This is a genomic window from Marinibacterium profundimaris, from assembly GCF_002210095.1.
Classification (GTDB): domain Bacteria; phylum Pseudomonadota; class Alphaproteobacteria; order Rhodobacterales; family Rhodobacteraceae; genus Marinibacterium; species Marinibacterium profundimaris.
On record NZ_AQQR01000002.1, the window covers coordinates 507,054 to 527,512 of the forward strand.

The following is a 20,459-nucleotide window of genomic DNA, read 5'->3' on the forward strand; positions in this document are numbered from 1 at the left end:
CGTTTGCTGTCCACGGCTTCGGGGCGCGTTGCCGGATGGCGAAGACCCTAGGCCGCCGCGCCAGACGTGGGATCGGCCCGGGCGTCGTACTCCGCCCGGCTCTCGCGGATCCCGCCCTGATGCGTCACGGCCCAGTCGTTCAGCGCGCCGATCGCGGCATGCAGCGACAGCCCCCGTTCGGTCAGCGCGTATTCCACCTGCGGCGGCGCGGTCGGCAGCACCTCCCGCGTGACAAGCCCGTCGCGTTCCAGATGCCGGAGCGTCACCGACAGCATCCTCTGCGACACCCCGTCGATCACCCGCTTCAGCGCGTTGAACCGGCAGGGCCCCTTCGACAGCTCCAGGATCACCAGAACCGACCAGGCATCGCCGACACGGTCGAGAACGTCGCGGACGGGGCAGGCGAAGTTCCGGGTGCGGCGGGCAGGCATGGTTCCTCCAAGGTAACTATGAGACGGCGCAATGCGTATTCCGGGGGCCGGGCGGACCCTCTAGATGGTTACGCATAGTAACCTGATTGGGAAAAGGAGCCAAGTCATGAAGCTTCTCGTCATCGGAGCCTCCGGCATGATCGGCAGCCGTGTCACCGAAGAGGCCCTGGGCCGTGGCCACGAGGTCATCGCCGCCGTGCGCTCGCCCGAGGCCCTGCCCGCGAAAGACGGCCTGACCCCGCTGAAGCTGGAGGTTACCGACGGAGCCGCCGTGGCCGCAGCGGCGAAGGACGCCGACGTGATCGTCGGCACGGTCAGCCCGCGCAGCACGGGCAACCCGGCGCAGGAGATGGAAGACATCATGAAGGGCTACGTCGCCGGCGCCACAGGGGCGGGCAAACCGATCGTGGTCGTCGGCGGGGCCGGCACGCTGAACCTGCCCGACGGCACCCCCGTCGCCGACGTGGTGCCCGAGGCCTATGCCGCGGAGGCCAAGGCCATGCGGGCCGCCTATGCGCTGCTGGACGCCTCGGACGCGGCATACAGTTTCATCGCGCCCCCGGGCGAGATCGCCCCGGGCGAAAAGACCGGCAAGTTCCGGCTGGGTGGCCGCGAATACCTGACCGACGCCGAGGGCAACAGCCGCATCAGCGCCGAGGATTTCGCGATCGCGCTGGTGGACGAGGCCGAGGCGCCGAAACACGGGCGCGCGATCTTCACCGTCGCCTACTGAGGCGCCGTCCTGCCGGGGCCGGACAGTCCCGTGCCCCGGATGAAAAGGCGGTCCGCGCATCCCCATGCGCGGGCCGCTTTTGCGGCTTGGTGGACCGGGCTGCGCTGCCCGGCTTAGCGGCCGAAATCGGCCAGGCTCTTGAAATCCATGGATTTCAGAAGGTCGAGCATCATGTCGATGTCATCGCCCTTGGCCTGGACCAGGATACGCTTGTCGATCAGCCCGGTGATCTCGCTGTCCTGCACCATGAACTTCTCGCGGCCCACGCGCTCGATCTTGGCGCCCATCGCGCCGGCATTGCCAAGGGCCGCGGCCATCCCGGCAACCATCGGATTGTCGGCCATCAGCGTGATCGTGAACGACCCGCTGTCGCTGCTGTAATCCGCTTCGGCCCCGGTGCCGCCGCCCATCATGGCCAGCCCGGCACCCATTTCGGTGTTGACCTCGCGGGTCCAGCCGTCGGGCGCCTCGGGCAGGAAGCCGGTCAGCGCGTCGGCCTTCATCGAGGCCATGAGCTGTTTGGCGTAATCCAGCTCCTCCATCGCATAGCCGATATCGCCCTCCTCGTAGGAGGTGATGGCGTTTTGCAGCGCATCGGTGACGTCGTCGGCATGAGCGGGCAGGGCGGCGGACAGGGACAGGACGGAAACGGCAAGGAATGAACGGCGCATATGGGTTGGCCTCCGGAAATTCTGGAAATGGTGACTTCAACTCTGCGCCCTGGGGCGCCTGTTCTTCGTACCGCCCTGGACCAATGGGGGAATGCGTAATTTTGCCCACGTGCCTCATCTTTTGCACCCGGCGGGGTCGACCGCCATCGCCACCGGCCAGACAAATTTCATATTGCACACAAGGTTTTATCGCCACTTGTCCGGCAGCTATCAGGGCGCCCACGATCCCGGCACCGAATTTTGCCGCAGTCAGGCAGAAGATCGTGCCGCGCGTCCGCTGTTGCGGCCCGGTGGGCCCCCGTCCTAGTCTGGGCCAAGAGCGCCGGGCCGTCCGGGCCGGCGCGCAGAAAGACAGGCTGTGCTGCCCATGATCCGAACCCTCTTCCCGACGCCCCGTCCCGCCACCCCCGGCAGGACCTTCGGGCCGGGCGCCTGGGGGGAAGGCCCATGATCAGCCTGTTGCGCATGCTGATCCCGCTTCTGATCATCCTCAGCCTGGTGTATGCCGTGGCCGCCTTCCGGGCCCGCGCGCGCGCCCGCGACCGGCTGGAGGAGGAATGGGAGGAAGAGGGCATGACCGGCGACCGCGACGCCTTTATCGAGGACGGGCTGGAGGATTACGCGGGCTCGTTCCGGCGCAAGATGCTTCTGGCGATTTACGTCGTTCCCCTTTGCCTCATCGCGCTCATGGTCTATCTGACAAACTACAGTTGAGAGGCAGAGATGACGTATATCAAGTGGGCGATTATCATCGTGTTCTGGGGTCTGATCGCCTCGGTCCTGTTCTACACGCTGCCGCGGCATGACGTGGTGCGCATCGTCAGCACCGATGTGCGGCGCGTGGATTTCGGCGACAATTCGATCTTCTGGTCCAACGCCGGAGTGGGCGAAGCCGAGGGGACCGCGTCGCGGGACGTCTTTTTCATCTCGGCCGTGCGGCCGAACGGGAAGACCCGGGTCTATCGCAACGAGGACACCGGCTGGATCTGGCCGCCCTATTTCAAGCTGAATTCCTCCAACGTGCAGGCCGAGGCCAGCGACCTGCAATCGAACTCGGCCGATCCCAGATGGGTGTCGGTCCGGTACTACGGCTGGCGGGTCGAGATCTTTTCGATCTACCCGAACGCCGTGTCGATGAAGGCGGTCGACAGCCCGGACTACAAGGTGGTCAACTACTTCAACATCATCTTTCTCGCGGGCCTGGCCATCCTGGCCTACGTCATCCACCGCCGGTTCAAGAGATTTCGCGAAAAACGCTTTGACCCGTTGATCGAGGACGTGACGGACCGGTTCGAGGCCGCAAGCGACGAGCGCGCTGGCCGGACGGGACGATTCCGCCGCTGGCTGGCGGACTGGAAACAGACCTGACCCCGCAGCCGACGCCGCGCCGGGACAGCAGGATGGACGGGCCTCGCCACATGGCGGGGCCTTTTTCGTTGCCGGCACGTCCCTGGCGCGGGGCGCAAGGTCAGTCCGAGAACAGGTGGGGCGTCCGCGCGATCTCAAGCGCCTGGTCATGGCCGATGGACAGAAAGGGCGCGATCTGGTCGGCATTGGCCTCTTCGCTCGCGCGCTCGTTCAGCTGGTGGTAATCCGAGAACCCGGCATCGCGCAGGTTGTCGGTCTCCTGCGCGACATCGTTGCGGATCGTCGGCAGCAGGCGCTCCAGCGTGGCGCCGCTGGTCAGCTCTCCGGCCAGGCCGACGCGCTTGGCATGGCCCACCAGGTATTCGTCCGAGAATTCGCACTCGATCTCCAGCACCTTGGTGGTGGACCGGTCGGCGTAGAAATCGTGCAGCAGCTCTATGTTCGAGGGATCGAGGCAGATGATCAGCCGGTCGCTTTCGAAATAGTCGAAAAGCATCCGCATCATCGCCCGCCGGTGCCGCGCGCGTTTCTCCAGCGAGGACTGGATTCCGCCGAGATAGGGCAGGGGCGTGTCCTCTTCGTTGAACAGGTAATCCACCGCCGGCAGGTTCGTCACCTGGCGCATGCTCTCGACGATCCGCTTGGCGACATGCCATTTCTTGCAGACGACGACCATCAGCTCGCGCTCGCGGCCCACGCTGGCCTCGGCCTCCCAGAACCGGGGCGCAAAGCGGCGGCCGATGCGGCCGCGCCCGGTGAGGAACCTGAACAGGTTGCGGCCCTCGTCCGAAATCCGGAAGTCGATCCCCTGGGTGGCATAGAGCAGGCCGAGCCGCGCGCGCAGCTCGGTCGCCTCGGGGCTGATCTTGCGGGCGAACAGGCTGTCCTGCGACAGAAGCAGGTCGTAATGGTCGTTGTAGAAGACCACGGGCATCCCGTAGTCGGTGAACATCAGGAAGGTCAGGGTGCGGTTGCGGATCTCGGTCTCGGGCACGAGGTGGCGGACCATGGTCTGAAAGAACGTCTCGTCCGGGATCCAGGTGGTGCGGAAGAAGCGCATCACGTCGGGCCGCTGGCTGGCGAACTCCAGGATCAGCTCAAGGGTACGACGGCGCAGGCACCACCACTGGCTGCCGATCTGCATCTGAAGGTCCGCCGGCACCTTGCGCGTAAGACCCAGCCGCTTCTGCCACGTGTAGGAGGTGTAGAACCACCATTTGCGTGTGCGCTCGTTGAAGTAGTGGCGGTAGATCAGCCGCTCTTCCTTGAACCCGGTCTTGATCCAGTCGCTGGTGAAGAAATCGAAGCTTTCGATATAGTCGCAGTCTTCGGTGTCGAGGAAATCATGCACGTATTCCGAGGTCTTGATCGCCATGCAATCGCCCGACACCATGTAGAAATGCGTGGCGCGCGGGAAGCTTTCCAGCGCCGCCTCGACCGCGTTGAGCGTGGCCTGCACGAGCGACCATTCCCCCCAGCCGCAGCGCAGCCGCTTTGCGGCGAAACAGACCGAAGGGTTGTCGCCGAGCGCCTCCTGGATGGCCCTGTAAGGGCCGGGGCCTGCGCTGGCGTCGAAATGGATCGAGATGTAATCGCCCGTTGCCGTCAGCCGGTTGGCCTGACGGATGATGGCTTCGGGGTCCTTGTGGCACAGAAGGATGTAGGCGATCTTGGCCATTCACGGGCCTTGCTTGGGGCTCTGGACTGCTCTTGGGCTACCCTGATAATGATAACGGCCCATTGAATAAACAAACTTTGTTGGTTTTTTGGTGGTTTGATAGCGGCGCGGCAGAACCCGCCGGGTGAAGAAGAGGGCAGGGCAGATGGGGTTTCCGGGAACCTGGATGACGGAGAGCGAGAGCATGGTGTACCGCGTGGTGCCCAAATGCGCCTGCTCGACCATCGGCCAGATCATGTATTATTCGGATCACGGGCGGTTCTTCGACGGCGATATCCACGATGCCCAGGACGGGCTGCACAAGTGGGCACATGATGCCAGCCAGGGGCCGATCACCCGGGCGGTGACGCAGCATTCGGCCTATGCCTTCACCTTCGTGCGCAATCCCTATGCGCGGATCCTGTCGTCGTTCTTCGACAAGATCTGCGGCATCCAGCGCAACGGCAAACGCTATCGCGGCAACCTGGTGCCGATGCTGATCCAGAAATACGGGATCGAGGTCGGCGGCGACGACGGCAAGCAGGAGTTCGACCAGATCCGGTCGTTCCGCCGCTTCCTGCTGTTTGCGCGCGATTCGATCCGCTGGCGCCGGCCGATGGACCCGGACATCCACTGGTCCTCGACCTCGGGCCATGTCTCGACCTTCATCACCAATGGCGGGCGCTACGACGATATCTTCTGGACCGAGGCCTTCAACGACGGGATGCAGAGGGTTCTGGACCGGACCGAGACGCCGCATCAGGTGGACCTGACCACCATCCCGCGCTTCAACGAAAGCGAGGGCCACGGCCCGAAACGGGCGCATCCGGTCGAAGACTATTTCGACGACCTGGCGATGCACCTGGTCTACGAGATCTATCACCGCGATTTCGCCCTGTTCCGCTATGACCGCGACAACCCGGGCAACAAGATGCCGGTGGGCGAGATCGACCTCGACGAGGTGCACGCGAAACTGTCGGACTGACGCCGAGACGACGGCCCCGCCCCGGTCGCGCCCCACCCCTGAGAGGGCGCGGCGGCCGACAGCGTATCGTGGCCCACCCCGCGCGACCGGGGCGGAGCCTTGATGTTGGTCCCACAAAGCCCTAGATCGGCTCTCCATGGCCAAGCAGAAATCAGATCCCAACTACAAGGTGATCGCCGAGAACCGGCGGGCGCGCTTCGATTACGCGATCGACAGGGATGTCGAATGCGGGATCCAGCTGCAGGGGTCCGAGGTGAAATCGCTGCGCCAGCACGGCGGCAACATCGCCGAAAGCTATGCGGCGGTCGAGAATGGCGAGCTTTGGCTGGTGAACAGCTACATCGCGCCCTACGAACAGGCCAAGATGTTCCCGCACGAGGAACGGCGCCGCCGCAAGCTGCTGGTCTCGCGCAAGGAACTGTCCGACCTCTGGAGCGCGACCCAGCGCAAGGGCATGACGCTGGTGCCGCTGGTGATGTATTTCAACCATCGCGGGATCGCCAAGATCAAGCTGGGCGTCGCCAAGGGCAAGCAGAACCACGACAAGCGCGAAACCGCGGCCAAGCGCGACTGGAACCGCCAGAAGCAGCGGCTTCTGAAGGACAACGCCTGATCCACCGGCAAGCCGCGCCTCTGCCCCCCCGGGGCCGGGTCCGCGGCCGCCCCGGCCCTGCCGTGATGACTTGCCTCTCCGTCCGGCAATCGGTACGGAAATCGAGGACCCGTTTCAGGAGGGAAGACATGCAGGACGATCCCAGGACGCTCGTGTCGACGGAATGGCTGGCCGCGCACCTGAAGGATCCGGATCTGCGGATCATCGATGCGTCGTGGTACCTGCCGGCGATGGAGCGCGATGCGAAGGCCGAATACGAGGCCGGGCACATCCCAGGCGCCCGCTTCTTCGATATAGACGAGATCTCGGACCACCGTTCGGACCTGCCGCACATGGTGCCGCCGGTCGAGAAGTTCATGTCCCGCCTGCGCGCCATGGGCGTGGGCGACGGCCACCAGGTGGTGGTCTATGACGGGCACGGCATCTTCTCGGCACCGCGCGTCTGGTGGCTGTTCCGGTTCATGGGGCAGATGGACGTCGCCGTGCTGGACGGCGGATTTGCCAAGTGGAAGGCCGAGGGCCGCGAGATCGAGGATCTGCCCCCCGTCATCCGCGACCGCCACATGACGGTGCGCGTGCAGAACAACCTGATCCGCGACGTGACCCAGGTCTCGGCCGCGTCCAAGCTGGGCGATCACACGATCATCGACGCCCGCTCGCCCGAACGGTTCCGCGGCGACGCGCCCGAACCGCGCGAGGGGCTGCGCGCCGGCCATATCCCCGGGTCGGTCAACGTGCCCTGGTCGCAGGTGCTGAACGCTGATGGCACCATGAAGGAGCCCGATGCCCTGCGCGAGACCTTCACCGCCGCCGGGGCCGACCTGTCCAAACCCGTGATCACCTCCTGCGGGTCGGGGGTCAGCGCCTGTATCCTCGGGCTCGCGCTGGAACGACTCGGGAAAACCGACTACGCAATCTACGACGGCTCATGGTCCGAATGGGGCCTGTCGCCGACGCTGCCCATCGCCACGGGAGACGCCTGATGTTCGAAACGCTCAAGCCGCAGCCAGCCGACAAGATCCTGTCGCTCATGGCCGCCTACCGCGAGGATCCGCGGGCCGACAAGATCGACCTTGGCGTCGGCGTCTACAAGAACCCCGAGGGCGTGACCCCGGTGATGCGCGCCGTGAAGGCCGCGGAACAGCAACTCTGGCAGGAACAGACGACCAAGGCCTACACCGGCCTCGCCGGCGATCCGGCCTATGCCGATGCGCTGATCTCGCTGATCTTCGCCGGCAGCGTCGAGCGTGATCACATCGCCGCCGTCGCCACCCCCGGCGGCACGGGCGCCGTGCGCCAGGCGTTCGAGCTGATCAAGCTGGCCAACCCCTCGGTCCGGGTCTTCGTGTCCGATCCGACCTGGCCGAACCATATCTCGATGCTGAAGCATGTCGGGCTGGAAATGGTGCCCTACCGCTATTTCGACGAGGAAACCTGCGGCGTCGATGTCGAGGGGATGCTGGCCGACCTGAAGGGCGCGCGGAAGGGCGACGTGGTGCTGCTGCACGGGTGCTGTCACAACCCGACCGGCGCCAACCCGAATTCCGCCGACTGGAAGGCCATCGTCGCGATCCTGCAGGAGACCGGCGCGACGCCGATGATCGACCTCGCCTACCAGGGCTTCGGCGACGGGCTCGAGGACGATGCGGCGGCCACCCGGCTGATCGCCTCGTCGGTGCCCGAATGCCTGATCGCGGCGAGCTGCTCGAAGAACTTCGGCGTCTACCGCGAACGGGCCGGCCTGCTGATGGCCGTCTCGCAGGAGGCGGGGCAGGTCGCCGTGACTCAGGGCACCCTGGCGCACCTGAACCGGCAAAACTTCTCCTTCCCGCCCGATCACGGCGCGCGGCTGGTGACGATGATCCTGACCGACGACGCCCTGCGCGCCGATTGGAAGGCCGAGCTGGAAGAGATGCGCAGCGGCATGCTGAAGCTGCGCGAGCAGCTGGCGACCGAGCTGCGCCGCCTGACCGGATCCGACCGCTATGCCTTTATCGCGCAGCACCGGGGCATGTTCTCGCGCCTTGGCCTGCCGCCCGAGATCGTCGAGCGCTTGCGTGCCGACCATGCGATCTACATGGTGGGGGACAGCCGGCTGAACATCGCCGGGCTGAACGCCAACACCGTGCCGATCCTGGCCAATGCGATTGCCGAAACGGCCGGCTGACAGAAGGACATCTTCCATGCGATACGCGGCGACCGGACTGACCCTGCTGCTCTGGCCGCTGGCCGCATGGGCACAGCCCTCCTTCGATTGCGCGAAGGCGGAAAGCTCGGCCGAAGAGGCCGTCTGTGCCTCGCCTGCGCTGTCGGAGATGGACGTGGAGGTGTCGCGGCTCTTCGCGCTGGCGCTGAACGGGCCCAACATCACGCCGGACGGCCAGGACGAACTGCGCGCCTACCAGCGCGGCTGGGTCAAGGGCCGCGACGAGTGCTGGAAGGCCGACGACCTCGGCACCTGCGTCCGCGACGAGTACGCGATCCGCATTGACGAGCTGCGCCGCGAATATGCCGACGCACGGGCCGAAGACGGCCCGTCCATGGGCCCCTACGCCTATGTCTGCGACGGCATGGACGCGCCCCTGAGCGCAACCTTCGTGAATGCCGGCGATCCCGTGGTGGTGCTTCGGTGGCTGGAGAACGTCCGTGTCCTGCCGATCGCCATGTCCGGCTCCGGCTCGCGCTACGCCTCTGACGACATGGTCTTCTGGATCAAGGGCTCCGACGCCACCTGGACGCAGGACGGCACCGATCACGCCTGCCAGGAAGACGACATCGGCTGAGGGAGGCTCCGGCCCCGCGCCGCCGCCGCGCTCCCACCCGCCCGATCGTCGCACCCGGCCGCAATCACACCGCGGCCCACCCCCGCTTGGCGCCGGCGCGGGACCACGGGCGCGGCCCCCTGTCTTCTTCTTGGAGACAAATACTCCAGACCGCCCTGTCCACCCCCTGACATCGGCCCGGAAAAGGGCACCCTTTGCCCGTCTGCCGCAGGCGCCGCGCCCGGGCCCATGGCACGGCCCCCCCTATCTTCACCTTTGGCCAAATACTCCGCCGCTCCGCCGCCCGCCCCGCACCACGCTTCAGAACAGGGCACCAGGACAGAAAAAGCCCGGGCGCACGAGACGCCCGGGCCAGGTTTCAGGCTGATTGGAAGGAGGTTCAGCCCTTGGAGAACTCCGGATAGGCTTCCATGCCCAGCTCGGCCATATCGAGCCCGTTGATCTCTTCCTCTTCGCTGACGCGGATGCCCACGATGGCGTTGAGGATGAACCAGACGATGCCCGAGACGACGAAGACGAAGACGCCGACGATGATGATCGGGATCAGCTGACCCATCAGGGTCGCGTCCGAGTTCGTCAGCAGCACGGCCAGCGTGCCCCAGATGCCTGCGAACAGGTGCACCGGAATGGCGCCGACCACGTCGTCGATCTTCAGCTTGTCCAGCATCGGCACGGCGAAGACCACGATCACACCGCCGATGGCGCCGATGATCGTCGCGGCACCCAGCGTCGGCGTCAGCGGTTCCGCGGTGATCGACACCAGGCCGGCCAGCGCACCGTTGAGAACCATGGTCAGATCGACCTTGCCGTACATCACCTGCGTCAGGATCAGCGCGGCGATCGCGCCACCCGCGGCTGCGGTGTTGGTGTTGGCGAAGATGCGCGACACGTCCGACACGTCACCCACGGTGCCCATCGCCAGCTGCGAACCGCCGTTGAAGCCGAACCAGCCGAGCCACAGGATGAACGTCCCCAGCGTCGCGAGCGGCAGGTTGGAGCCCAGCATCGGGGTCACACGGCCGGCCGAGTACTTGCCCAGACGGGGGCCGAGGATCAGCGCACCGGCGAGAGCCGCCCAGCCACCGACCGAGTGCACGACGGTCGAACCGGCGAAGTCGAGGAAACCGTACTGGCTGTCGAGGAAGCCGCCGCCCCATTTCCAGGACGCCTGGATCGGGTAGATCAGCGCGGTCAGGATGATGACGAAGATCAGGAAGGGCCACAGCTTGATGCGTTCGGCAAGCGTACCGGACACGATCGACGCGGTGGTGGCGCAGAACATCAGCTGGAAGAAGAAGTCCGAGCCGGTCGAGGCATAGCCGTAATCGTCGGCGGCGTCGCGGGTGACGCCCACGCCTTCCAGGACGGCAACGCCGAAGGCGCCAAGGTAGCCGCCGGTCTCATCGGTCCCGATGGACCAGTTGCCGAGCGGGTACATCAGGTTGTAGCCGATCAGGTAATAGAAGATCGCCGCCAGGCCGAACAGCGCGACGTTCTTGGTCAGCTGCATGGTCACGTTCTTCGAACGCACCAGGCCGGCTTCGAGCATGGCAAAGCCCGCGGCCATCCAGAACACCAGGAAGCCGCCGATCAGGAACAGCAGCGAGTTGAAGATGAAGACGGAGTCCGTCGAGGCCGCCACGCCGGCGGGCAGCTCCGCGTCCTGCGCGAAGGCCAGCGCAGGCACGGTTGCAGCTGCCAGGGCGACCGGAAGGGTCTTGTGAAGTTTCATGTTCCTCTTTCCTTGCTTGATCGCGGTCTCAGAGCGCGTCGTCGTTGGTTTCACCGGTCCGCACGCGGATCGCCTGTTCGACATCCAGCACAAAGATCTTGCCGTCGCCGATCTTGCCGGTCTGTGCCGTCTTCGCGACCGTCTCGACCACCTGGTCGACGGCGGCGTCGGACACCACGATTTCCAGCTTGATCTTTGGCACGAAGTTCACGGCGTATTCGGCACCGCGATAGATCTCCGTGTGCCCGGACTGGGATCCGAAGCCCTTGATTTCCGTCACCATCATGCCGCGCACACCAGCCTCGGTCAGCGCCTCGCGGACCTCCTCCAGCTTGAACGGCTTGATTGTCGCAATGATGAGTTTCACCTTTGTCCCCTTGCTTGGCAGGTCGTCCTGCATTTGTGCTCTCGCAAAGAACCGGGATCACCGCGCGAAGGGAACCTGAGCAGGGCCAGATCCCCTGATTTCGAACGGCTTTGCAATGGGCAGATGCTCAAAAATTAATCGCGAACAGAGAATCGATTAAAAAGTAATCAAAATGTAAACGTGTGTCCCCGTGGCATCCGCGTTACAAGGGGGCCAAACAAAGGTAGACTGCACAGAAAACCGCAGGCCGAGCAGAGCAAACAATGAGTGATTCATCCCGGCGCCGCCCCCCCGTGGTGGCCGAGAAGCGATACGGCGCCACGACGCCCGCCCGCCCGAAGCGCAAGACGACGAAGGCCAGCGCCGCCAAACCCGGCCGCGCGACCGGGTCCAAGTCGACCAAGCGGAGCTCGGGGCGCAAGACCTCGGGGCGCGGCGGCTCCGGCGGGTCGGGACCGCGGCGTGGGCCTCTGGGCATGCTGCGCGCCCTCTTCGGTTTCATTCTCGGGCTGGTCTGGGGCCTGACCTGTCGGCTCGGCCTGATCATGGTGCTGCTGGTCGGGGCCGCCGTCTTCTATGTCTATTCCACCCTGCCCAGCTATACCGAGCTGCTGGACGGTCGCGCCCGCGGCTCTGTCACGATGCTCGACGACCGCGGAGAGGTCTTTGCCTGGCGTGGCGACCAGTTCGGCGGCGTGGTCACGGCCGATACCGTCTCGCCGCATCTCAAGAACGCCATCATCGCCACCGAGGACCGCCGCTTCTACCGGCATTTCGGGGTCTCGCCCCGGGGCGTGGCCAGCGCCGTGCGGATCAACCTGCGCGAGGGGCGCGGGCCGCTGGATGGACACGGTGGCTCGACCATCACCCAGCAGACCGCGAAGCTGATCTGCCTGGGCGTGCCCTACGATCCCGAGGAATGGGAGAGCGAGGCCGCCTATGAAAACGACTGCCGCCGCACCACGCTCTGGCGCAAGGTCAAAGAGGCCGTCTATGCCATGGCGATGGAGGCCAAGTACGGCAAGGACGCCGTGCTGGCGATCTACATGAACCGCGTCTACCTGGGCGAGGGCACGCGCGGCTTCGAAGCGGCGAGCCAGCGCTACTTCGGCAAGGGCGCGGCGCGGGTGAACCCGGCCGAGGCGGCCATGCTGGCCGGCCTGCTGGTGGCGCCCACGCGCTATGCCCCCACCAACAACCTGCAGCGCGCCCGCGACCGCGCGGCGGTGATCGTCGGCCTGATGGAAGAGCAAAGCTATCTCTCTGCCGAGGAGGCGCAGGCGGCGCTGGCGAACCCGGCCGAGCTGTCCGAGGCCGCGGCCGAGACCGCCGGCGGGTATTTCGCCGACTGGGTGATGTCGTCGGGCCCCGAGTATTTCACCCGCAACACGACCGAGGACGTGATCATCCGCACCACGCTCGACCGCCGCATCCAGCGCGCGGCCGAGGAGGCGCTGGATTACGTGTTCGAGGAGAAGGTCCGCGAAGGGTCCAAGGCCCAGGCGGCGATCGTGGTGATGTCGGCCGACGGCGCGGTCCGGGCCATGGTCGGCGGGCGGAAGAAGCAGTTCGCCGGCGCCTTCAACCGCGCCACCCAGGCGCTGCGGCAGACCGGTTCCAGCTTCAAGCCCTTCGTCTACGCCACCGCGCTCGAGCTTGGGCATTCGCCGAACGACACCGTGATCGACGAACCCTGGTGCATGGACATTCCCGGCTCCGGCCAGTGGTGCCCGAAGAACTACACCAACAAGCATTACGGCCGGGTGACCCTGACCCGGGCGCTGGAGGATTCGCTGAACGTTCCGGCGGTGAAGGTGTCCGAGGCCGTGGGCCGCGAGCTGGTGCGCAAGGTGGCCTCGGACTTCGGGATCGAGAGCGACCTGGCCGACGGGCCGGCGCTGGCGCTGGGGGCGTCGGAATCCACGCTGATCGAGATGACGGGCGCCTATGCGGGCATCCTGAACGGCGGCTCCTCGGTGACGCCCTACGGGCTCACGCAGCTGCAGCTGCTGGGCGAGGACGAGCCGTTGATGGGCGCCGGGGGCGGCATCGGTGAACGGGTGATCCGCACCGAGGCGGCCGAGCAGCTGATCTGGATGATGGAGAAGGTCGTCTCGGAAGGGACGGGCAGCCGGGCGCGGCTGCCGGACCGGCAGGCGGCGGGCAAGACGGGCACCACCCAGGCCGCGCGCGACGCCTGGTTCCTGGGCTTCACGGCGGATTACGTGGCCGGCGTCTGGATGGGCTACGACGACAACACGCCGCTGTCGGGCGTGACCGGCGGCGGGCTGCCGGCCGAGATCTGGCAGGAGGTGATGATCCGCGTCCACGAGGGCCTGCCGGTGCACGAGCTGCCGATGCGGCCGCCGATGAACGGGCCCGCGGCGGTCGACTCGCCGGGCGTCACGGCCCAGGCCAATCCGGACGCCGGCACGGGCGGCGGCCAGGCCAGGCAGCAGCCCCAGCGCCAGGAGCGCGGCGGCGGGCTCGGCGCGGCGGTGGACCGGGTTCTGAAGGACCTGTTCGGCGGCTGAGGCGATCCCGTGTCCCACGCGTGGGACACATTGCGCCCTTTGAAATATCAAGGGGTTACAGCGCCGGATTTACCATTTGTAAGGATTTGCGCTCTGCTCTCCTCCCCCTTGGCGGGGTGGGGGCAGGCCGCGCGCCCGGCGTAGCCGGGCGCGCCCCCGGCCGGCACGCAGGTGCCGGAAAACCTCTGGTCGGAACGATCGTCGGGGGAGGCCCTGCCAGGGGCCGAAGCGCCGGGTCGACACCCGGAAGGCCGGACCGCCGCGCGGTCCGGCGGGCGCCGGATCAGGACATGCCTTCCAGCGCGGTGATCATCTTGTTCACGTTGCCGCCGTTGCGGTCGAGCAGCGCGCCGATCTCGGTGCGCTCGGTCAGCAGCAGGTTCACACCCTCGATGAAGAGGTTGTAGAACTTGTCGCTGCCCGACCGGTCGGAGACCAGCAGAGACATCTCGAAGGGCGCCTCGCCGCGCAGCTTGACCGTCGAACGCACCTCGTAGCCGTTCTTGATCGCGCGAGCCGAGGTGACCTCGACCGAGCCGCCGATGAATTCCCGGAAGCGCCGCCCGTACTTGTTGGCGATGTAGCCCGAGAAGGCGTTGGTGAAGCGCTGCATTTCGGCCGCGCTGACGGTGCGCGCATCCGGGCCAAGCGCGTAGCGCGCCATAATCGGCACGTCGGCGTAGCGCGTGAACAGCCTTTCGAAATCGCGGATCATCGCCGCCTCGGACTGGCCCGAGGCGATGACGCGGTTGATCTCGTCCACCACCTGCCGGACCAGCGCCGTGGCACCGTTCTGGGTCAGAGCCAGCGCGGGGCTCGTGGTGAGCGCGGCGAACGCGGTGGCAAGCGAGCCCTGCAGGCAGAAGCGGCGGGTAACTGGACTATTGAGCATAGGGGTCCTCGTAGGGATCGAAATACGGATCCGAATATGGGTCTGCCGCGGCAACAGTGGAAGGGGCCGCGCCAGCCGCAGACGGATCAGCATAGGGGTCGTCATACGGATCGGCGTAGGGATCGAACGCTTCCTCGCTGCCACTTGTTCCCAGTTCGAACCGGCGGTTCTGCAGATAGATCACCCGCGCGGTGGCGTAACTGTCTGTACTTTCATAGAGAACAGAGTCGATCGTACCGGCATAGCGGCCCCGGTCCGACAGCAGCTCGCCGCCCTTGGAATACAGCGTCGCATCGCCCAGCGGGTTGTCGCCGATGAACGAGAACGGGTTCAGCCAGATGTCGACCATGATGCCCACGGTGTCGCGTTCGGTCGACGGGCCGTAGAACGGGAGTTCGAGATAGGCGCCTTCCTTGGCGCCCCAGACATGCAACGTCTGCCCGAAATCCTTGTCGACCACCGGCACGCCGAATTCCGACGCCGGATCCGACAGGCCGAAGCCGCCGATGGTGGAGTTCATCAGGAACCGCGCCAGCGCCCAGCCGAAATTCTCGAAATCCCCCTGCAGCAGCGCGTTGATCATCACCTTGGGCATGCCGAGGTTGTCCGAGAAATAGCCGATGCTGTCCTCGATCGGGTCCGGAACGACGGCGCTGAACCCGACCCCGGCGGGCCGGAAGGCATAGCGGTCAAAGCCCTTGTTGAACTGGTGCACCGCGCGGTTCTGTTTCTCGTAGGGGTCGTACACGCCCGTCTCGGCGATCTGGCCGGCGGGCGGGGTGCTGCAGGCCGCCAGAAGCGGCAGAAGCAGGACGGCACACCAGCGCGCGAGGCGGGGCGCATGGGGCTGGACGGGAGGATGTTCTTGCAAGGGGGACCTCTGACGAACGTGTTTCAAAGCCACATAAGACGAAATGCCGCGACGCCAAACCTGACGTGGCTGTGCGGTGCAGATATGCCACCATCAATGATGGCGACATACGTGATAATGAGCCGTTTTGAAACTCTTCGTCAGACATTTCCGCTTTACTGTGGTGAAATCGGCCTTATGCACGACGGCACGCCCTTTATGTTAGATCCTTTTACCGAACGGCCTTTGCTGAGATGACCCAAAAACCGATCCGCCCCGGTCTCGAAGAACTGCGCGCCGCCCGGCGGGAAAGCCGCGGTCTCTACTGGATGGTGGGAATATTCAGCTTTTTTGCGAACCTTTTGATGCTGACGGGGCCGCTTTACATGCTCCAGGTCTATGACCGGGTGCTGGGCTCCCGGTCCGAGGAGACGCTGATCGCGCTATCCCTTCTGGTTGTATTTCTCTACGGCACAATGGGGGTGCTGGATTACAGCCGGGGCCGGATCATGGCCCGCGCCGGTGCGCGGTTCCAGAATCGCCTGGACCGCCGCGTATTCGACGCGATGGTGCGGCGCTCTGCCGTGATGCCGGATTCGAAATCGCAGACCGGGCTGGCCGATCTGGAATCGGTGCAGCGGATGATCGGCGCGCCGGTGCTGATGGCGACATTCGACATTCCGTGGACGCCGATCTTCCTGGCCGGGATCATGCTGTTCCACCCCTGGCTCGGCTATCTCGCGCTTGGCGGCGGCGGCATCCTGATCCTGATCACCTTCCTGAACCAGTGGTTCTCGCGCGGGCCGCAGGCTGCTGCGTCGATGGCCGGGCAAAGATCGCAGATCATGTCCGAGGAGATCCGCAACGAGGCCGAGATGGTCACCGCCATGGGCATGCGCGACGCCGCCTTCAAGCGCTGGCAGCAGTCCCGGGACGAGGCCCTGTCGGGCAGCGTCGGCGCCGCCGACATCAGCGGCACCTTCACCTCGATGACCAAGACGCTGCGGCTGTTCCTGCAATCGGCGATGCTGGGCCTTGGCGCCTATCTCGTGCTGCAGAACGAACTGACGCCGGGTGCGATGATCGCGGGGTCGATCCTGCTGGGCCGCGCGCTGGCCCCGATCGAGCTGGCCATCGGCCAGTGGCAGATCGTGCAGCGCGGCATGCGCGGCTGGGCCAACCTGGCCGAACTGCTGCGCGACACCCCGCCCGAAAGCACGCGGACCAAGCTGCCGACGCCCAAGGCGCAGATGTCGGTGCGCGCCGTGACCGTTCTGCCCCCGGGCGAGAAGCGCGCGACGCTCAAGAACCTCAGCTTCGATGTGAATCCGGGCGAGGCGATCGGCATCATCGGCCCGTCGGGCGCGGGGAAATCGACGCTGGCGCGGACACTTACCGGGGTCTGGGCGCCGGCGGGCGGCACCGTGCGGCTGGACGGCGCGGGCATCGACCAGTACGGCCCCGACGACCTGGGCCGGCACATCGGCTACCTGCCGCAGCGCGTGCAGCTGTTCGAGGGCACGATCGCCCAGAACATCGCGCGGCTGAGCGAGACCCCCGATCCCGCCAAGGTGGTCGAGGCGGCCAAGAAATCCGCCGCCCACGACATGATCGTGCAGTTGCCCGAAGGCTATGACACGCGGGTCCGGGCCGGCGGCGGCCGGCTCTCGGGCGGGCAGATGCAGCGGATCGGCCTGGCGCGGGCGCTCTATGACAACCCGGTGATCCTGATCCTGGACGAGCCGAACTCGAACCTCGACAACGAGGGATCGCAGGCGCTGAACCACGCGATCCGGGTGATGAAGGAACAGGGCCGCGCGGCGCTGATCATGGCGCACCGGCCGGCGGCGATCCAGGAATGCGACAAGCTGCTGGTTCTGGATCAGGGCATGCGGGCGGCCTTTGGTCCCAAGGACGAGGTGCTGCGCTCGATGGTCTCCAACCACGCGGAAATCGGCAAGACGGCCGCAATGGGAGGCGTACAATGAGCGACAAGCGATATTCGGCGGGCCTGCCGCTGACACTCGGGCTGATCGCGCTGCTGGTGCTGGTGGGCGGGTTCGGCACCTGGGCGGTGCTGTCCAACATCGCCGGGGCGGTCGTCGTCTCCGGCCGGATCGAGGTCGATCGCAACCGCCAGGTCGTGCAGCACCTGGAAGGCGGCGTGGTCGAGAAGATCTTTGTCGACGAGGGGGACGAAGTCGTCGCCGGCGAAGTGCTGATCCGGCTCGATGACGAGAACGTGCGCCCGAACCTGGCGATCACCGAGAACCAGCTTTACGAACTCATGGCCCGCCGTGGCCGGCTTGAGGCCGAGCAGGACGGGCTTGACGAGATCACCTTCGACCCGGAGCTGATCGAGGTGTCGAAGACCCGGCCGCAGGTCAAAGCCCAGATGGACGGCCAGATCCGCCAGTTCCAGGCCCAGAACGAGACGATCGAGCGCGAGATCGAGCAGCTGGAGAAGCGGCGCTCGCAGACCGCAAGCCAGATCGAGGGCATCGACGCGCAGCGCGCGGCGCTGAGCGTGCAGCTGGAGCTGATCCAGAAGCGGCTTGAGGACCTGCGCCCCGCGGTGGACCAGGGCCTGGTGCAGGCCGGCGTCTTCCTCGACCTGCAGCGCGAGGCGGCGCGGCTGGACGGGCAGGTCGGCGACCTGACCGCGCAGCGCGCCCAGTCCGAGGGCCGCATCACCGAAATCGACATCGAGATCCTGAAGCTTGGCAGCCAGCGCCGCGAAGAGGCGACGACCCAGCTGCGCGAGCTGCAATACCAGGAGGTCGGCCTGGCCGAGGAGGCGCGGTCGCTGCGCGACAAGCTCGCGCGGCTCGAGATCACGGCGCCGGTGTCGGGCATCGTCTACGGGATGCAGGTGCACACGCCGCGCTCGGTCATCCGGGGCGGCGACCCGGTGCTGTACCTTGTGCCGCAGGACCGTCCGCTGGTGATCGCGGCGCGGGTGCAGCCGGTGCATATCGACCAGGTCCACACCGGACAGGAGGTGATCCTGCGCTTTCCCGCCTTCAACCAGCGCCAGACGCCCGAGCTGAACGGCGTGGTCACGCTGGTCTCGGCCGATGCCTTCGACGACGAGAACAGCCAGATGAGCTTCTACCGCGCCGAGATCCAGCTGAGCGAGGGCGAGCAGGCGAAGCTGCCCGGCGGCACGGTGCTGATCCCCGGCATGCCGGTGGAGGCCTTCATCCGGACCGAGGACCGCTCGCCCATGGCGTATCTGGTCAAGCCGCTGGCGGATTACTTCACCAAGGCCTTCCGCGAGACCTGACGCGGAACCGCAGCCTTGCAGGAACAGGAAAGGGGTCGCCTGCGCGACCCCTTTTTGCATCGTTCTGTCGGAATGGGCCCGCGCCGGCGTCAGCGCAGGCGGGTCAGCAGGCTGATCGAGGGATAGCCGTCCGGCACAAGGCCCGCGGCCTGCTGGTAGGCGCGCACCGCGCGGATCGTATCCGGCCCGACGCGCCCGTCGATCCCCCGGGTCGAGAACCCGGCCGCGGTCAGGCGCTCCTGCATCTCCTTGCGTTCCGAGAAGGTCAGCGTGCGGTCGCCCCGGGGCCAGGCGCCCTGGATCGCGGGGCCACCGGCGAGACGGTCGCTGAGGTGGCCGACGCCCAGCACATAGGCATCCGCCGCGTTGTAGCGCGAGATGACCGAGAAGTTCTTGAACACCATGAAGGCCGGCCCGTTGCCCCCCGCCGGCAGCAGGATCGAGGCGCGGCCATGGCTGTCGGGCACCGCGCGCCCGTCCAGCCCGGTGACCCCGATCCGCGCCCAGGTGGCGGGGGTGCGGGTGATGTCGCGGTCGGCGAGCGTAAAGTCGAAGTTGCGCGGCAGGCGAACCTCGACCCCCCAGGGCTTGCCGGTTTCCCAGCCGAAGCGCGACAGGTAGGCGGCAGTCGAGGCCAGCGCGTCGGTCGGATCGTCCGACCAGATGTCGCGCCGCCCGTCGCCGGTGAAATCCACCGCGTAGTCCAGGTAGGATGTCGGCATGAACTGGGTGTGGCCCATCGCCCCGGCCCAGGAGCCTGTCATCGCCTGCGCCGTAGTGTCGCCCGATTGCAGGATCTTCAGCGCCGCGATCAGCTGGTCTTCGAAGAAGGGGCCGCGCCGGCCGTCGAAGGCCAGCGTCGCCATGGACGAGATCACGTGGCTGGAGCCGCGATGTGTGCCATAGGCGCTTTCCAGCCCCCAGACGGCGGCGACGACCTCCTTCTCGACCCCGTAGCGCCGTTCGATCGCGTCGAGCGCGGCGCCGTGCTGGGCCATGGCCGCGCGGCCGTTGCGGATGCGGGCGTCGGAGGCGGCGCTGTCGAGGTAGTCCCAGATCGGGCGCGAGAACTCGGCCTGGTTGCGGTCGCGCTTGATCGCGTCGTCATCGTAGTGGACCGAGGCGAAGGCCCTGTCGAAGGTCGCCCGCGAGATCCCCTGCGCCTGCGCCCGGTCGCGGAAGGCCGCGATCCAGAGGGTGAAGCGGGTGTTGTCGGTGCCCTGATCCCGCGCCTCGGGCAGTCGCGTCTTGGCCCGGGTTTCGGGCTTCAGCGATTCGTGGACGGCCACCGACGCGGCCCGCGCCGAGACGCTGGCGGCGTTGGGCCGTTCCTCGGGCCTGGGCGTTCGGTCTGGTGGGCTCGCCATTGCGGAGGTGGACAATAGAAGAAGGACGGTTCCGGCCTGTAGGGAAATTCGCATGGTTCTTTGACCTGTTTTCTGCTCACCCCGAGTGTAGCGCGAAAGCCGTTTTCAAGAAAGGATTGGCTGGGGGTGCGCAAGGCCACGCCACTGGCGCATCCGCTCGTGGGCGGGCAGGCGTGGCTTGCGCCCTGAT

The 20,459-nt window shown here is 66.4% G+C and carries 19 protein-coding genes; 11 read left to right on the forward strand and 8 right to left on the reverse strand.

Annotation, left to right across the window (positions count from 1 at the left end; translation table 11 throughout):
* Positions 1 to 47: 47 nt before the first annotated feature.
* Positions 48 to 431: a winged helix-turn-helix transcriptional regulator gene (locus ATO3_RS07320; RefSeq protein WP_088649164.1), complete on the reverse strand. Its 384-nt coding sequence runs from the start codon at positions 429 to 431 to the stop codon at positions 48 to 50.
* Positions 432 to 537: 106 nt separating this feature from the next.
* Here ATO3_RS07320 and ATO3_RS07325 point away from each other — a divergent pair, with 106 nt between their 5' ends.
* Complete coding sequence (locus ATO3_RS07325; RefSeq protein WP_158217917.1) at positions 538 to 1,164, forward strand: NAD(P)-dependent oxidoreductase; 627 nt, start codon at positions 538 to 540, stop codon at positions 1,162 to 1,164.
* Positions 1,165 to 1,277: 113 nt separating this feature from the next.
* On the opposite strand, the gene ATO3_RS07330 is transcribed toward ATO3_RS07325, so the two are convergent.
* On the reverse strand, positions 1,278 to 1,835 hold the full coding sequence (locus tag ATO3_RS07330) for a hypothetical protein (protein ID WP_088649166.1): 558 nt from the start codon (positions 1,833 to 1,835) through the stop codon (positions 1,278 to 1,280).
* A 447-nt stretch (positions 1,836 to 2,282) separates the two neighbouring features.
* Between ATO3_RS07330 and ATO3_RS07335 the strand changes: the two genes are divergently transcribed.
* Together ATO3_RS07335 and ATO3_RS07340 are read left to right on the forward strand one after the other, a co-directional pair.
* Complete coding sequence (locus tag ATO3_RS07335; protein WP_088649167.1) at positions 2,283 to 2,549, forward strand: hypothetical protein; 267 nt, start codon at positions 2,283 to 2,285, stop codon at positions 2,547 to 2,549.
* Between the two features lie 9 nt (positions 2,550 to 2,558).
* Positions 2,559 to 3,203: a DUF1523 family protein gene (locus tag ATO3_RS07340; RefSeq protein ID WP_088649168.1), complete on the forward strand. Its 645-nt coding sequence runs from the start codon at positions 2,559 to 2,561 to the stop codon at positions 3,201 to 3,203.
* 100 nt (positions 3,204 to 3,303) lie between these two features.
* Here the strand turns inward: ATO3_RS07340 and ATO3_RS07345 are convergent, their stop codons facing one another.
* Positions 3,304 to 4,881, reverse strand: coding sequence for a DUF5928 domain-containing protein (locus ATO3_RS07345; RefSeq protein ID WP_088649169.1), 1,578 nt, complete (start codon positions 4,879 to 4,881; stop codon positions 3,304 to 3,306).
* Between the two features lie 145 nt (positions 4,882 to 5,026).
* Between ATO3_RS07345 and ATO3_RS07350 the strand changes: the two genes are divergently transcribed.
* From ATO3_RS07350 to ATO3_RS07370, 5 genes are all read left to right on the forward strand, one after another.
* Entirely contained in the window at positions 5,027 to 5,845 is an 819-nt protein-coding gene (locus tag ATO3_RS07350; protein ID WP_088649170.1) for a sulfotransferase family protein, read from the forward strand.
* Between the two features lie 136 nt (positions 5,846 to 5,981).
* Complete coding sequence (smpB, locus tag ATO3_RS07355) at positions 5,982 to 6,458, forward strand: SsrA-binding protein SmpB (protein WP_088649171.1); 477 nt, start codon at positions 5,982 to 5,984, stop codon at positions 6,456 to 6,458.
* A 128-nt stretch (positions 6,459 to 6,586) separates the two neighbouring features.
* Positions 6,587 to 7,441 (forward strand): 3-mercaptopyruvate sulfurtransferase, encoded by an 855-nt coding sequence (sseA, locus tag ATO3_RS07360; RefSeq protein ID WP_088649172.1) that lies wholly within the window; start codon positions 6,587 to 6,589, stop codon positions 7,439 to 7,441.
* A complete protein-coding gene (locus ATO3_RS07365) occupies positions 7,441 to 8,625 on the forward strand; it encodes an amino acid aminotransferase (RefSeq protein WP_088649173.1) in 1,185 nt (394 codons plus the stop codon). Before sseA ends, ATO3_RS07365 begins: the two co-directional genes overlap by 1 nt.
* A 16-nt stretch (positions 8,626 to 8,641) precedes the next feature.
* Entirely contained in the window at positions 8,642 to 9,241 is a 600-nt protein-coding gene (locus ATO3_RS07370; protein WP_088649174.1) for an MliC family protein, read from the forward strand.
* A gap of 379 nt (positions 9,242 to 9,620) precedes the next feature.
* On the opposite strand, the gene ATO3_RS07375 is transcribed toward ATO3_RS07370, so the two are convergent.
* Positions 9,621 to 10,973, reverse strand: a complete 1,353-nt coding sequence (locus tag ATO3_RS07375) for an ammonium transporter (RefSeq protein WP_088649175.1) — start codon at positions 10,971 to 10,973, stop codon at positions 9,621 to 9,623.
* A 28-nt stretch (positions 10,974 to 11,001) separates the two neighbouring features.
* Positions 11,002 to 11,340, reverse strand: a complete 339-nt coding sequence (locus ATO3_RS07380) for a P-II family nitrogen regulator (protein ID WP_088649366.1) — start codon at positions 11,338 to 11,340, stop codon at positions 11,002 to 11,004.
* 263 nt (positions 11,341 to 11,603) lie between these two features.
* On the opposite strand from ATO3_RS07380, the gene ATO3_RS07385 reads away from it, so the two are divergent.
* The gene (locus tag ATO3_RS07385; RefSeq protein WP_088649176.1) at positions 11,604 to 13,874 is read left to right on the forward strand and encodes a transglycosylase domain-containing protein; all 2,271 of its coding nucleotides are present in this window, start codon (positions 11,604 to 11,606) and stop codon (positions 13,872 to 13,874) included.
* A gap of 283 nt (positions 13,875 to 14,157) precedes the next feature.
* On the opposite strand, the gene ATO3_RS07390 is transcribed toward ATO3_RS07385, so the two are convergent.
* Together ATO3_RS07390 and ATO3_RS07395 are read right to left on the reverse strand one after the other, a co-directional pair.
* Positions 14,158 to 14,766 carry an MlaC/ttg2D family ABC transporter substrate-binding protein gene (locus ATO3_RS07390; protein ID WP_088649177.1) on the reverse strand — a complete coding sequence of 203 codons (609 nt, stop codon included), beginning with the start codon at positions 14,764 to 14,766 and terminating at the stop codon, positions 14,158 to 14,160.
* Positions 14,756 to 15,637 (reverse strand): MlaA family lipoprotein, encoded by an 882-nt coding sequence (locus ATO3_RS07395; protein ID WP_233152058.1) that lies wholly within the window; start codon positions 15,635 to 15,637, stop codon positions 14,756 to 14,758. The genes ATO3_RS07390 and ATO3_RS07395 overlap by 11 nt, the downstream gene beginning before the upstream one ends.
* Positions 15,638 to 15,870: 233 nt before the next feature.
* On the opposite strand from ATO3_RS07395, the gene ATO3_RS07400 reads away from it, so the two are divergent.
* Positions 15,871 to 17,604 carry a type I secretion system permease/ATPase gene (locus tag ATO3_RS07400; protein WP_088649178.1) on the forward strand — a complete coding sequence of 578 codons (1,734 nt, stop codon included), beginning with the start codon at positions 15,871 to 15,873 and terminating at the stop codon, positions 17,602 to 17,604.
* A complete protein-coding gene (locus ATO3_RS07405; RefSeq protein WP_088649179.1) occupies positions 17,601 to 18,902 on the forward strand; it encodes an HlyD family type I secretion periplasmic adaptor subunit in 1,302 nt (433 codons plus the stop codon). Before ATO3_RS07400 ends, ATO3_RS07405 begins: the two co-directional genes overlap by 4 nt.
* An 89-nt stretch (positions 18,903 to 18,991) precedes the next feature.
* Here the strand turns inward: ATO3_RS07405 and ATO3_RS07410 are convergent, their stop codons facing one another.
* Complete coding sequence (locus tag ATO3_RS07410) at positions 18,992 to 20,269, reverse strand: lytic murein transglycosylase (protein ID WP_233152059.1); 1,278 nt, start codon at positions 20,267 to 20,269, stop codon at positions 18,992 to 18,994.
* Positions 20,270 to 20,459 lie beyond the last annotated feature (190 nt).

Excerpts from the sequence above, each read along its gene's own strand:
- ATO3_RS07385 (WP_088649176.1), top strand. The coding sequence starts at position 11,604 with ATGAGTGATTCATCCCGGCGCCGCCCCCCCGTGGTGGCCGAGAAGCGA.
- ATO3_RS07365 (WP_088649173.1), top strand. The coding sequence starts at position 7,441 with ATGTTCGAAACGCTCAAGCCGCAGCCAGCCGACAAGATCCTGTCGCTC.
- ATO3_RS07375 (WP_088649175.1), bottom strand. The coding sequence starts at position 10,973 with ATGAAACTTCACAAGACCCTTCCGGTCGCCCTGGCAGCTGCAACCGTG.
- ATO3_RS07350 (WP_088649170.1), top strand. The coding sequence starts at position 5,027 with ATGGGGTTTCCGGGAACCTGGATGACGGAGAGCGAGAGCATGGTGTAC.
- ATO3_RS07345 (WP_088649169.1), bottom strand. The coding sequence starts at position 4,881 with ATGGCCAAGATCGCCTACATCCTTCTGTGCCACAAGGACCCCGAAGCC.
- ATO3_RS07330 (WP_088649166.1), bottom strand. The coding sequence starts at position 1,835 with ATGCGCCGTTCATTCCTTGCCGTTTCCGTCCTGTCCCTGTCCGCCGCC.
- ATO3_RS07325 (WP_158217917.1), top strand. The coding sequence starts at position 538 with ATGAAGCTTCTCGTCATCGGAGCCTCCGGCATGATCGGCAGCCGTGTC.
- ATO3_RS07335 (WP_088649167.1), top strand. The coding sequence starts at position 2,283 with ATGATCAGCCTGTTGCGCATGCTGATCCCGCTTCTGATCATCCTCAGC.
- smpB (WP_088649171.1), top strand. The coding sequence starts at position 5,982 with ATGGCCAAGCAGAAATCAGATCCCAACTACAAGGTGATCGCCGAGAAC.
- ATO3_RS07405 (WP_088649179.1), top strand. The coding sequence starts at position 17,601 with ATGAGCGACAAGCGATATTCGGCGGGCCTGCCGCTGACACTCGGGCTG.
- sseA (WP_088649172.1), top strand. The coding sequence starts at position 6,587 with ATGCAGGACGATCCCAGGACGCTCGTGTCGACGGAATGGCTGGCCGCG.
- ATO3_RS07400 (WP_088649178.1), top strand. The coding sequence starts at position 15,871 with ATGACCCAAAAACCGATCCGCCCCGGTCTCGAAGAACTGCGCGCCGCC.
- ATO3_RS07340 (WP_088649168.1), top strand. The coding sequence starts at position 2,559 with ATGACGTATATCAAGTGGGCGATTATCATCGTGTTCTGGGGTCTGATC.
- ATO3_RS07370 (WP_088649174.1), top strand. The coding sequence starts at position 8,642 with ATGCGATACGCGGCGACCGGACTGACCCTGCTGCTCTGGCCGCTGGCC.
- ATO3_RS07390 (WP_088649177.1), bottom strand. The coding sequence starts at position 14,766 with ATGCTCAATAGTCCAGTTACCCGCCGCTTCTGCCTGCAGGGCTCGCTT.
- ATO3_RS07320 (WP_088649164.1), bottom strand. The coding sequence starts at position 431 with ATGCCTGCCCGCCGCACCCGGAACTTCGCCTGCCCCGTCCGCGACGTT.
- ATO3_RS07410 (WP_233152059.1), bottom strand. The coding sequence starts at position 20,269 with ATGGCGAGCCCACCAGACCGAACGCCCAGGCCCGAGGAACGGCCCAAC.